The 12,484-nt window shown below is 74.1% G+C and carries 10 protein-coding genes; 2 read left to right on the forward strand and 8 right to left on the reverse strand.

All coding sequences use genetic code 11. From position 1 onward, the window contains the following. Positions 1-104 precede the first annotated feature (104 nt). Positions 105-1,154, forward strand: a complete 1,050-nt coding sequence (locus ABZ370_RS28810) for a LacI family DNA-binding transcriptional regulator (RefSeq protein WP_358626313.1) — start codon at positions 105-107, stop codon at positions 1,152-1,154. A gap of 125 nt (positions 1,155-1,279) precedes the next feature. On the opposite strand, the gene ABZ370_RS28815 is transcribed toward ABZ370_RS28810, so the two are convergent. From ABZ370_RS28815 to ABZ370_RS28845, 7 genes are all read right to left on the reverse strand, one after another. After that, positions 1,280-1,582, reverse strand: coding sequence for a hypothetical protein (locus ABZ370_RS28815; RefSeq protein ID WP_358626315.1), 303 nt, complete (start codon positions 1,580-1,582; stop codon positions 1,280-1,282). A gap of 135 nt (positions 1,583-1,717) precedes the next feature. Further along, positions 1,718-2,908, reverse strand: a complete 1,191-nt coding sequence (locus ABZ370_RS28820; protein ID WP_358626317.1) for a type III PLP-dependent enzyme — start codon at positions 2,906-2,908, stop codon at positions 1,718-1,720. A gap of 44 nt (positions 2,909-2,952) precedes the next feature. Beyond that, positions 2,953-4,695: an IucA/IucC family protein gene (locus ABZ370_RS28825; RefSeq protein ID WP_358626319.1), complete on the reverse strand. Its 1,743-nt coding sequence runs from the start codon at positions 4,693-4,695 to the stop codon at positions 2,953-2,955. A gap of 68 nt (positions 4,696-4,763) precedes the next feature. Beyond that, positions 4,764-6,890, reverse strand: a complete 2,127-nt coding sequence (locus ABZ370_RS28830) for an IucA/IucC family siderophore biosynthesis protein (RefSeq protein ID WP_358626321.1) — start codon at positions 6,888-6,890, stop codon at positions 4,764-4,766. Beyond that, a complete protein-coding gene (locus tag ABZ370_RS28835) occupies positions 6,887-8,119 on the reverse strand; it encodes an ATP-grasp domain-containing protein (RefSeq protein ID WP_358626443.1) in 1,233 nt (410 codons plus the stop codon). The genes ABZ370_RS28830 and ABZ370_RS28835 overlap by 4 nt, the downstream gene beginning before the upstream one ends. Positions 8,120-8,270: 151 nt before the next feature. Further along, complete coding sequence (locus tag ABZ370_RS28840; RefSeq protein WP_358626323.1) at positions 8,271-10,280, reverse strand: carboxyl transferase domain-containing protein; 2,010 nt, start codon at positions 10,278-10,280, stop codon at positions 8,271-8,273. Positions 10,281-10,395: 115 nt separating this feature from the next. Beyond that, positions 10,396-10,893 (reverse strand): MarR family transcriptional regulator, encoded by a 498-nt coding sequence (locus ABZ370_RS28845; protein WP_358626325.1) that lies wholly within the window; start codon positions 10,891-10,893, stop codon positions 10,396-10,398. A 109-nt stretch (positions 10,894-11,002) separates the two neighbouring features. Here ABZ370_RS28845 and ABZ370_RS28850 point away from each other — a divergent pair, with 109 nt between their 5' ends. Continuing rightward, a complete protein-coding gene (locus ABZ370_RS28850; RefSeq protein ID WP_358626327.1) occupies positions 11,003-11,419 on the forward strand; it encodes an organic hydroperoxide resistance protein in 417 nt (138 codons plus the stop codon). Positions 11,420-11,515: 96 nt separating this feature from the next. Here ABZ370_RS28850 and ABZ370_RS28855 read toward each other — a convergent pair whose 3' ends face one another. After that, positions 11,516-12,379, reverse strand: a complete 864-nt coding sequence (locus ABZ370_RS28855; protein WP_358626329.1) for an alpha/beta fold hydrolase — start codon at positions 12,377-12,379, stop codon at positions 11,516-11,518. Between the last annotated feature and the right edge of the window lie 105 nt (positions 12,380-12,484).

Here is a 12,484-nt window from a genome sequence, read left to right on the forward strand (position 1 = left end):
CCCGGGTGCGAGCCGCACCCGGGGTAAGCGCCCGAGGTACGCACCCGGGGCACGCCCCCGGGTACGCGCCCGAGGTACGCACCTCCGAAAGGAAGCGAGACCGCATGGCGGAGCCATCCCGCACCCCCACCCGACGACGCCGCCCCACCACCGGCGGCGGTGTGGTGATGGCGGACGTCGCCCGGCTCGCCGGGGTCTCCGACCAGACCGTCTCCCGCGTCCTCAACGACCACCCCCGGGTACGCCCCGAGACCCGCGAACGCGTCCGCGCCGCCATGCGCGAGCTGGGCTACCGCCCCATGGCCAGCGCCCGCACCCTGGCCAGCGGCCGCAGCCGCACCCTCGGCGTGATCTCCTTCGACGCGGCCCGCTTCGGCCCGGCCGCCACGCTCGCCGGGATCAACGAGGCGGCCCAGGAGGCCGGTTACCTCGTCAGCACGATCGCCCTCACCGCCGCCGACCAGGCCGCCGTCACCGGCGCGGTGGACCGCCTGCTCGGCCAGGGCGCGGACGGCATCATCGCCATCGCGCCCCAGCGCTCGGTCGGCCAGGCCCTGGTCGAGGCGGATCACGGCATTCCGATGGTCACCCTGGACAAGAGCTTCGGCGCGCACATCCCGGTCGTCGCGGGCGACTCCGCCTCCGGCGCCCGTCAGGCCACCGCACACCTCCTCGGCCTCGGCCACCGCACCGTCCGCCACATCGCGGGCCCCACCGGCTGGATCGCCGCCGAGGCCCGCGTCGACGGCTGGCGCGCCGCGCTCACGGCCGCGGGTGCCGAGATCCACGAACCACTGCTCGGCGACTGGAGCGCCGACTCCGGCTACGAGCTGGGCCGCCGCATCGCCCGGCAGCCCGGCCTCACCGCGCTGTTCGTCTCCAACGACCAGATGGCCGTCGGCGTCCTGCGCGCCCTCCACGAGGCGGGCCGACAGGTCCCCGAGGACGTCAGCGTGGTCGGCTACGACGACATCCCCGAAGCCGCCCATCTACTCCCGCCGCTCACCACGATCCGCACCGACTTCACCGAGATCGGCCGGCGCTGTCTGACCCTGATGCTCGACCAGCTCGACCGCTCCCCGGAGCCCGATGTCCGCGTGACCATCCCCACCGAACTGGTCATCCGCCACAGCACGGCTGCCGCCCGCCCGTAGCTGCGCAGGTCAGCGGGTCAGGGGCACCACCTGGCCGAAGCGACGTTCTTGTAGTACACCGTGCCCGACAGGAGTTTGGCCGCCGGGCAGGCGGCCGCGTTCGCGGAGGGCGCTGGAACGATCAGTTAGGACTTCCGGCGCCAGGGCGGACCGTACGGGAGATACAGGAGGGCGAGCCCCACCAGCCCGTAGCCGGTGTACGCGGCGCCCCGCGCGAAGAGGTCGTCCTGCCGTGCGGCCTGCGCGTTCTTCCGCTGCTCGTACGTCGCGGTACCCGTCGGACGCTCACCGTCGTACAGCGCGCAGGTCTGGCCCCTGCGCATGGGCCCCGGGTGATCCTCGCCGTCCTCGCCCAGGATGATGCCCGGGCACGGGGCTCCGGAGGAGGCCGCCACACCTCCGAGCAGCGTGAACAGCCCCCATGCCACCGGCAGAAGGAACAACAGCGCTAACCCGCTACGGAACTTCACAGTCCCTCCAAGACGCCCCAGAGCAGGCGCTCAACGTAGCGGACGACGACAGCCAGGGCCCAGCCGGGCCGGGCGCACACACAGGTCACACGGTCACTCCACGAGGTAGTGGAAGCCCGGCTTGGGGTGCATGAGGAAGTCGTGGTGCGAGATGTTCCAGGCGTACGCGCCCGCCAGCGCGAAGGCGACGCGGTCCCCGGCGCGCAGCTCCGCGACCGGGATGCCGCGGGCCAGGACGTCCTTGGGGGTGCACAGCTGGCCGACCAGGGTGACGGGTTCCCGGTGGGCGGCGGGGCGGGGCCAGTCCCGGTCCCAGCGGGAAGTGGGGAGCACCTGGAAGGGGTGGTCGTGCTGTTTGGCGGCCGGGGTGCGCAGGTGGTGGGTGCCGCCGCGGAGCACCGCGAACGCCTCGCCGCGGCTGTGCTTGAGGTCCAGCACCTCCGTGACGTACCAGCCGCAGTAGGCGGTCAGCGCCCGGCCCGGCTCGATGCGCAGGGTCAGGCCGGGGTTCCGGTCGGCGATGTCGGCCAGGCCCGCGCCGTACGCCTTCCAGTCGAAGCGGGTGTCGGGGCGGCTGTAGTCCACGCCCATGCCGCCGCCCACGTTGACCTCGGTCAGGCCCAGGCCGTGACGCTCGGACAGCTCGCGCGTCCACGCGGCGATCCGCGCGGCCACGGCGGTCTGGGCCGGGGCGTCGAGGCCGCTCGCGAGGTGGGCGTGGATGCCGCGCAGGCGGAGGGGGCCGTCCGGGGTGAACAGCGGCAGGCAGTGCTCGACCCGGTCGGGGTCGAGGCCGAAGGGGCTGGGGCGGCCGCCCATGGCGAGCGCCGCGCCGCCCAGCGCCTCGTCGGTCAGGGGGAGGTTGACGCGGAGCAGGACGTCCACGGGGTGGTCGGCGAGCTGTGCGAGACAGCGCAGCTCGTGCTCGCTCTCCACGTGGAACCGTTCCACCCCCAGCTCCAGCGCCCGCCGCAGCTCCGTCTCCGTCTTGCCCGGTCCGCCGAAGGCGAGCGGCCGTTCGGGGACGGCCTCACGGACATGCGCCAGCTCGCCGCCCGAGGCGACCTCGTAGCCGGTGATGTGCGGGGCGAGCGCGCGCAGGATCTGCGGTGCCGGGTTGGCCTTCGCCGCGTAGTACAGCTCGACGTGCCGAGGAAGCGCGGCCCGGATCTCCTGGGCGTGGGCGTCGAGGGCGGTGAGGTCGTAGACGTACGCGGGGAGGCCGTCCCCGGTGAGCGTCTCGGCGAGCGCGGCGGCCGGTGCGGTCAGCGGCTGGGTGTTCAACGAGATATTCGACGAGGTGTTCAACGAGGTATGCGACGAGGTGTTCAACGGGCGCTCCCGGGGGCGATGACGCGGGCCGCCTCGGACAGCAGGTCGGAGGCGAGCGGGCTGACGATACGGACGTAACCGGCGTCGCGGTCGGCCTTGCGGCCCCAGCGGGTCAGCAGGTTGGCCTTGGCGGGCAGCGGCACGCCCGCCACCAGGGCGCGCAGCTCGGGCGGGTCGTCGTGGGCGGCGGCGCGTGTCCACAGGACGCGGCGGACCGCCGACCACAGCTCGGGCTCCAGGCGCGGGTGGCGGTCGGCGAGGGCGGCGACCATCTCGGCGAGGTGGTTGACCAGCAGGCAGTACACCACCCGGTCCCAGCCGCGCTCGCCCCCGTACGTCATGGGGCGGGCCACCGCCTCGGGCAGCGCCGCGAGCGCGGCGGCGTGGCGGCCGGACACCAGCTTGGTGCCCTCCAAGTCGCGGAAGAGCACCTGGCGCGGGGTGCCGGTGGCGTCCACGCCGATGACCACGTTCTGGAGGTGGGGTTCGAGGACCACGCCGTGGTCGAAGTAGGCGGCCAGGACGGGCGGTACGAGAAGGCCGAGATACGCCTCCCACCAGGCGAGCGCGTGATCGGGCCCGGTGCCGCCGAGCAGGTGGGAGACCTGGGCGCCGCTGGTCGGGTACTCGTCGGCGACGGCCGCCGCCAGCAGCCCGGTGAGCCCCGGCCGCAGCCGGGCGGCCAGCCCCTCGCGGACGATCACGCCGAAGCCCTCGGACAGATGGCGGTCGGCGAGGTCGAGCGTGCGGTAGCCGGGTTCGCGCAGCAGGTCGGCGCCGGGGAAGCGGGCGGCGAGGTCGGCGGCGACGGGCTCCAGCAGCCGGGTGAGGGCGACGGCGCCGGACAGCTCGTAGTCGGCGTTCTTGCGGAGGCAGTTGGTGATGCGCACATTCAGGCTGAACTTGAGGAAGTCCCGGCCGTCGTAGAGCGTGCGGACCGAGGCGGTCGGCGCGAAATCCGGCCCGCCGGGCCCCAGGTCGAGGATGTCGCAGCGGTCGAGCGCCGCCCGCAGCACCCGGTGCTCGCGGAGCATGGCGTACTGCCAGGGGTGGGCGGGGAGCAGCTGGTAGCCGTCGGGGACCGGCCGCTGGCGGTCCAGCGGCGCGAGCGCCCCGGCGTACGCCGTCTCCTCACGTACGTACTCCCGGCGCACGGCGAGGTGGTGCAGCGGGAAACGGGCACCGGCCTCCGGCGCGAACAGCGACCAGGAGGCGGGGCTTCCGGTGCGGGCCTTGGGGGTGGGGTGGAAGCGGTGGCCGAAGAAGAGGGACTGTTCGGAGGCCAGATAGGGGTCCGGCGCCGGGTTCCCCGCGGCCTTCTCCCGCTCCTCCAGGGCAGCCGTCATGCCCGCGTGGCTGGAGGCGACCTGTGCGAGGAACTCGTCGTTGCGGACCCCCGTGCGCAGCTGGAGTTCCCGCTGGATGCGCTCGGCCAGGCCGCGCCAGGAGACCTCCGCCCAGCTGCCGTCGCGCTGCTCGCTGACCGGTCCGGTGAACCGGTGCGCGCCGATCAGCGACGTACGGCGCAGCCCCACCCCCAGCAGCACCCCGCTGCGGGGCAGCCGCAGCCGCAACCGGCCGTCGGCCACGACGGTCTGGTGTTCCGGGCCCGACACCTCGCGCAGCAGACAGTTGAGCAGGGTGTGGGCGGTCGCGTGGTCGGCGGAGACCGGCGCCGTGGCGGGCGGTACCGGCGAGGCCGACGAGACGGCCGAGGAGGGCGAGGAGGTCGTAGGCATGGAGCGGCTCCAGCGGGTGCGGAGAGGAGAAATGTGGAGGGATAAGAGGGAGAGGGAGGTCGCGGCCGTCATCTGCCGCGCCCTCGCAGAAGGTAGTTGGGCCCGGTCACGTAGTGCTTGTTGACGTCGGCGGCGCCCGACCGGTCCTTGGTGAAGAGCGTGCCCGCGGTCACCATCGCCTTGACCGGCAGCCGGTCCGCGTCCAGCACCCGGGCGCGCAGCACGGCGGCGGCCCTCCCGGGGTACGCCGCGCCGAGCCGGCCTGTGGCCTCGGTAAGCCGGTCGCGCAGCTGCCGCAGCAGGACGTCCAGGGGCGCGCGGCCGAGGGCGGCCAGTTCGAAGGCGAGCGCGGCGGCGCACAGATGGACGGTGATGGTGGTGAACACGTCCGCCACCGGGCCGTCGCCGCCCGTCAGGATGCGGCGGTCGTCGAAGCCGCACAGATCGGCGGCGTCGGCCCCGCCGATCATCGCGGCGAGCCGGATGGCGTGGACGCGCGGCCCGTCGTGGTCCTTGATGAGCAGCCGCAGCCGTGGGGTGGCCGGGCCGCCGGTGTCGTCGAAGACGAGGGAGGTGTTCTGCTGATGCGACTCCAGGGCGATGCCGTAGGCGAAGAGGGTGGTGTGGAAGTCGAAGAGGAGGGTGAGGTACGCGTCGAACAGGGCGAGCACGTCCCCGCCGTAGTGACGCTCGGCGAGCGCGTCCACCACGAGCGTGTCGTCCGGGGTACCGCCGTCCGAGGCATCTGGGGTACGGGCCAGCAGCCCGGCCAACGGCACGACCTGGGCATTCTCCAGACCCGGCGGATAGCGGCGGACGAGTGTGGCCAGCAGCTCGTGCCCGGCGTGGAGATGGGTGGTCTCGTCGGCCATCAGCACGGTGTCCGCGAACCGGGGCTCGCGCGCGATCACCTCCTCCACCAGGCGCTGCGCCACCTCGCCGTCGACGAGCGTGCCCGGCTTGACGGTCCGCCGGTTGCGCACCCCCAGGGTGGCGGTGGTGAGCGGCAGCTTGAGGTGGGTGAGCGGATCGTCGGTGACGGCGACGGTCCGCATCGACAGCGTGGGCCGCACCTCCAGCCACGGCCGCTCGGCGAGGTGCGCCCGTGGCCGGAGCCCGGTCGCGTCGAGGGCGGCGGTGAGGGGGCGGCCGACGGTCAGCGGATGGACGGGGAACGCGAGATGGTCGGCGTCGAGCCGCGCGGGCAGCCCCAGCTCCCCGGGTTTCGGCCACCACGCGGGCAGCCGCCCCGGATCGCCGCCGACCGCCTCGCGCGGCAGGGCGAGCCAGCGCAGCGCGAAGCGGGGCGCGAACTCGGGCGCGTGGGCGCGCAGGGCGTCCTCGCCGAACACCGACCGGGCGCGGCTGGTCGGGTAGACGGGATGGTCCCGGAAGGCGGCCAGCGTGTCGTACGCGACGCCCCCGCCCATCCCGGCCCACCGCCCGGCCTGCCCGTACCGCACGGCCAGCCCCCGGACGACGCCGGGCCGGATACGGGCGTGCAACCGCGCGGCGTCCAGCGCCCGGTGGCACTCCCCCACGAAGACGTCGTACAGCTCCCGGTCCTCGACCGCCACGGCCCCCCGCAACCCCCCGAGCACGGCGTCAAGCCCCCTGGCGAGGACGGCCGGAACCCCGTCGCCGGGCCTCGCGTGCGCCCCGGCACGGGCAGGTCCGGGGCCGCCATCGGCGCGGTCCGGGCGCGGCCCGACACGGTGCGCCCGCACGGGCTCGCCAGGCTGCCCGGCGCGGGCAGGCTCGGCGCCGGGGCTCCTGCCCCCGGGCTGCGTCGCGTGGCCCACTTCCGTACCGCCCGACCCGGATTCGGCGACGGCACGGTGCGGCCCGCCGGAACCCGTCACGACGGATTGCGGCGCGGCGCCGCCCTCGCCGGTAGTGCGGTCCGAGCCCGGCTCGGCACGGGCGGGTCCGGGTCCGGGAGCCCCCGCCGGGGTCGGCGTCTCGTACTCCAGGTGGGGCGGGCGGCGGGCGCGGATCTCGCACTGGAAGCCTTCCGGTTCCACCGGCAGCAGCACGTTTCCGCCCTCCCTCAGCGCGATGCGCAGCCAGTCGCCGTCGGTGCGGCGCACGGTGCGGGCGCGGCGGCGCAGCCGGTACGCGTCCTCCCGGAGCAGGGTGTCGAGCACCCGGCCGAGGAGTTCCTCCTCGGCCTCCTCCCCTTCCGCACGGCTCATGACGCGATCTCCCATCGGTGGGACGCCAGGAACTCCGTCACGGCCGCGTCGATCCGCCGCTGGTCGGTGCCGGTCGCGCGCAGGACGCCGAGGAAGTCGCGGTTGGTGCGGTAGAGGGGGTGGTCCTCGCCGATGTCGCGCAGCGGGCGGTAGTCGAGCCGTATGCCGCCGCGTTCGGTCACGCTCGCCGCCGGGGCGGCGACGAGGCGGCCGGGGCGGTCGGCCATGACGTACTCCATGCGGACCCGGCCGTCCGTGCGGGCGCCGAGGTCGGCCGGGAGGGGTTCGCCGAGGTGGGTGCGGAGGATGTGCTCGAAGAGCGGGATGCCGAGGAGTTCGGCCAGCACCAAGTCGCACTGGTCGCCGATGGCACGGTAGTTGACCTCGATGAGGCGGGCCCGGTCGCCCTGGACGACGTATTCGGTGTGGCAAGCGCCGAATCCTACTCCCAGGGCCCGGAGCTGGGACAGCACCTGCTCGGTGTGGGGCTGCGGAGGCGGGTGGGGCAGAAGGTGCAGCCGTTCCTCGATGAAGTGCGGGAATGGGGAGATGTCGGTGCGGAAGGCGCCGAGGACGTGGAGGGTGTGACCGTCGCCGAGGGTTTCGAGGGTGCGCAGCTCGCCGTCCAGGTACTCCTCGATCACCAGCGCCGCGTCGGGCCGGTGGGCGCGTATGCCGTGGCAGCTGCGGACGAGTTCGGCGGCGTCGGCGACGAGGACGACGTCCTCGCTGGCCACGCCTTCGCGCGGCTTGACGACGCAGGGGAAGGGCGCGTCGAGGGCCGCGAGGGTGGACGGGTCGTCGCCGGTGCCGAGTTCGGCGGACCAGATCGTGTCGGCACCGGCCACGGCGAGGGCGCGGCGCAGCTCGGCCTTGTTCTTGGTGCGCAGCGCCGCGCGCCAGTCCTTGCCGGGGAGGCCGAAGTACGCGGCGGCGAGGGCGGCCTGGGTCTGGAGGTGGTCGCTGTTGGTGAAGACGGCCCGGGGCGGTCGGCCGCCGTCCGGGGCGGCGGCGATCCGGCTGATGACCTCGCGGAAGTCCCGTACGTCGCAGGCGGCGACGTCGAGCGCGGCGGGAAGCCGTCCGCCGTGGGCCGCGTGACGGGCGTACGCGCGCTCGTGCGCCTCGGGCTGGTCGGTGAGGAGGGTGACGGCGAGGCCGAGGCGGGCTGCGGCGGGGAGGAACCCTTCGGTGACGGAGTCGGTGGGGTTGAGGGCGAGAAGGTGGATTCGCGCGGGGTGGGGAGGGACAGGGGCAGGGGTGGAGGACGGCCGAGGCGCCGTGTCGAGATCATTCTCGTTCACGAGCCGAGATTAGGTTAGGCATGCCTAAGACTGCCAATTCGGCTGGCCGCTACGCCCGTTTGGCCCTGTTACGACGTCAACTCGGCAGCCCGATACGGCGATGCCGGGCCCGGCGGGCGGCGAGCCGCTCGGCGGAGTCCTGGGCCCGGAGGGCGGCGAGTTCGGCGCCGAGGATACGCCCGAGGCGCCCGAGGAAGCCCTCGCCCTCCTCCCCGTCCTCCCCATCCTCCTCTACGACCTGATCGACGATGCCGCTGGCCAGGAGGTCGGCGGAGCGCACCCCTTGCCGGTCGGCGACCTCGTACGCCCGCTCCGTGGTCCGGTGGAGGATGGCCGACGCGCCCTCCGGCGGCAGCGGCGACAGCCAGGCGTGCCGCGCCGCGACGACCCGGTCGGCGGGCAACAGCGCGAGCGCGGCCCCGCCCGCGCCCTGGCCGAGCAGCAGACACAGGGTGGGCGCGGGCAGCGTCACCATGTCGGCGAGGCACCGGGCGATCTCCCCCGCCAGCCCGCCCTCCTCGGCCTCCCGGCTGAGCGCCGCCCCGGCGGTGTCGATGACGGTGAGCAACGGCAGCCCCAGCTCGGCCGCGATGTGCATCCCGCGCCGCGCGGTACGCAGCCCGGCGGGCCCCAGCGGCTGGCCCTCGGCCGACGCGCGCTCGCCACCCCGCCGCCCGCTCCGGTTGTGCCCGAGCACCACGCAGGGCACCCCGCCGACCCGCGCGAGGGCGAGCAGCAGCCCGGGATCGTGCTCCCCGGCGCCGGTCCCGCTGAGCGGACTCACGTCCTCCGCCGCAACCCGCAACAGATCCCGCACCCCGGGCCGATCCCCCCGCCGCGAGGCCCGAATCGACTCCTCGGCCGAGGGCCCCACCGCCGTAGCCCCCGCCACCGCACCGGAAGACGGCGTCCGCGCCCCACCACCCGGTACGACGTCACCCGCCGAAGCCGCCGAAGCCTCCGCAGACCCGGCAGCCGACCCGTCCGACGCGCCACGCTCAGGCCTCGCCCCGGTCGACGGCGAGCCAGGCCCGGCCTCCGCAGACCCGACAGGCACACGGCCACCCGAGGCACCCCCGCCCCCGGTCCCGGCAGCGGGCGCGGACGGCCCGGACCCCGCCCCGCTCGACGGCGAGGCAGGCCCGGCGGGCCCGGCAGCGGACGCGGGCGTCCCATCGCTCTGCCCCGCAGGAGGCACACCCGAAGCCCCGGCGGCCGGGGCATCCGGCGCTCCGGACGCGGGCGGCGGCGCGGGCCGTCCCGCACCCGGGGCCACCCCGCCCGGTACCGCCGCAGACTCGGACGGCTCGGCGCCTGGCCGGAAATCGGCCCCGTCGGAGGGCCCGGCTCCGCCGGAAAGGGCGGTCGGTGGTGGGGATTCGTCGCCGCACAGGACCCGCAGCACCCGCGCCGCGACCTCCGCGAGGCGGCTCGTCGGGAGCACCGCGTCGATCAGGCCGTGGTTCATCAGGTTCTCGGCGACCTGTACGCCCGCCGGGAACTCCTCGCCGTACAGGGCCTCGTGCACCCGCGGGCCCATGAAGCCGATGAGGGCGCCCGGCTCGGCGGCGGTGACGTGGCCAAGGGAACCCCAGGAGGCGAGGACGCCGCCGGTGGTGGGGTGGCGCACATGCACCAGGTACGGCAGGCCCGCGGCCTTGTGGTCGGTTATCGCCGCCGCCACCTTCACCATCTGCAGGAAGGCGACGGTGCCCTCCTGCATCCGGGTCCCGCCGGACGCCGGGGCGGCCAGCAGCGGGAGCCGTTCCGCCGTGGCGCGCTCGACGGCGCGCACCAGCCGCTCCCCCGCCACGACCCCGATCGAACCGGCGAGGAAGCGGAATTCGCAGGCCACATAGGCGACCCGGCGCCCCTCGACGCGCCCCTCCCCCGTGATCACCGACTCGTCGAGCCCGGTGCGCTCGCGGGCCCGCTCCAGGTCGGCCCGGTAGTCGGGGTCGGTCGTGGTGATCTCGACCGGCTGGTCCCAGCCGCGTCGGCTGCCGGGGTCGAGGAAGGTCTCGACCAGGTCGAGGGCGGACTTACGGGCGTTACGGGCACCCGCGCGGGGATCAGTTCCGGTCATGCCTGACACCTTCCACGCACACCGCACCGCTCAACCACCTGACGGCACCCCGGAACCGAGCGCTCCGGTATCGCCCCGGCCCCGGCCCCGGTCGACGATCACAGCTCGGGCCCGCTCAGGCCTCGTCGTCGGCCAGCGCGGCGTCGAGCGCCGCCGTCAGCCGCTGCACCCGGGACCGCAGATCGACCAGCTCCTCCCGGTCCAGACCGCTCGCCCGGATCACCTTCAGGGGCACTCCCCGGGCGCGCTCCTTGAGCGCTTCGCCCTCCGCCGTCAGCCGGACCGTCACCGAGCGCTCGTCGTGCGCGCTGCGCTCGCGTTCGACGAGCCCGGCCGACTGCATCCGCTTGAGCAGCGGCGACAGCGTGCCCGAGTCGAGCCGCAGGAACTCGCCCAGCTGCTTGACCGGCATCTCCCCGTGCTCCCACAGCACCAGCAGCGCCAGGTACTGCGGATACGTCAGCTCCGTGTCGTGCAGCACCCGTCGGTAGATGCCGCCGAAAGCGCGCGAGGCGGCGTGCAGGGCGAAGCAGAGCTGCAGATCGAGCCGGAGCGGATCGTCCGCCGTGGCGGCCCCGCTCTGCGCGGGAAGCGGGTCGGGCTGAGATGACATATGACCAGCGTACCTCTTAGTTGTGTGCAATTTAATTGTGTGCTCTACTCATCCCACCGCCGGACCGCCGGACTCCCCGGCTACCGGGACTCGAAAGGGATTGGTCTTCATGGACGCGCTCTACACCGCGGTGGCCACGGCGAACGGCCGCGACGGCCGCGCCGTCAGCTCCGACGGCCGGCTCGACCTGCCCCTCGCCATGCCGCCCGCCCTCGGCGGCGACGGCCAGGGCACCAACCCGGAGCAGCTGTTCGCCGCGGGCTACGCCGCCTGCTTCGCGAGCGCGCTCGGCCTCGTCGGCAGCCAGGCCAAGGTGGACACCAAGGACATCTCCGTCACCGCCGAGGTCGGCATCGGCAAGGACGAGTCGGACGGCGGCTTCGCCCTCAAGGTGACGCTCCGCGTCGAGCTGCCCGGCGACCTGGAGAACGAGACCGGCCGCAAGCTGGTCGAGCAGGCGCACCAGGTGTGCCCGTACTCGAAGGCGACGAAGGGCAACGTCGAGGTCGAGCTGATCGCCGAATAAGCGGCGCGGACCATTCCGCGACTACGGCCCAGGCGAACCGCCGATCGGCACCGCCTGGGCCGCGCTCCACGACGAAGGCTGCGATTCGGCCCCGCGTCAGTCGTCCGACGCGCAGGTCGTGGGGGTGGCGCGCGCGGGGTCGAGGGCGTTGGCGGCTTCGTGGAAGGCGAGCCGGTCGGTCATCGCGATGGTCAGATGCTCGGACAGGTCGGAGGCGCACAGGTCTTGGAGCACGACGTTCTTGACGTCCGGGCCGGTCAGGAACTGGCTGCGGTACGGCGTGACCACCTCGTCGTACCGGGTGGAGATGACGGTGTACCGGACGCCGGGAACGGTGTCGCCGCCCGCGTTGAGCCGGTTCAGCAGGTCCGACCCGGCCACCTGGTCCCTCAGCCCCGGGGCCGCCCTGGCGATGGCCCCGTCGAGACCGGGGAAGAGGTCCAGCAGCTTCGTCAGCCCGGACAGGGTCGTGCCGTGGTTGGACGGGGCGAGGCCGACCAGGGCGTTCACCTTCGCCGCGCCGCCGAGGAACTTGAGGTAGTAGCGGGGCATCATCCCGCCCTGGGAGTGGCCGACCAGATCGACCTTCGAGGTGCCGGTGGCGGCGAGCACCCGGTCGACATACGACGACAGCTGCCCGGCGGACCGGTCGACGGGGCCGAGCCCGTGGAAGAGGGGCACACCCGGGAGCTGGCCGTAGTCGAGGGAGAAGACGCAGTAGCCGCGGTCGACCAGGTAGGGGGCGAAAGCGAGCCAGTTGTCGACGGAGTTGCCGAGGGTGCCGTGGACGAGGACGACGGGGCGGGGGTGCTGGGCGGAGGGCTTGCAGGAGTAGTCGTTCCAGCCGCTGCTGGTGATCTGCGACGACTGGGCGGCCGCGGCGGCGGGGGCCGCGGTGACCGCCGCGGCCGCCAGGGCCAGGGCGGGCAGTAAGGTACGGATATGCCTCCAGGGCAGCATCACATGAACTCCTCGCGGTGGGGAGGTAGTCGCACTGACGGTGCACCCTGTGACCCGGATCACAAATGCGTGGCGCGGGGATCAAATTACGCGTGAGTAGCAAAG

Origin of the sequence: Streptomyces sp. NPDC005962, from assembly GCF_040629205.1 — a bacterium.
Classification (GTDB): domain Bacteria; phylum Actinomycetota; class Actinomycetes; order Streptomycetales; family Streptomycetaceae; genus Streptomyces.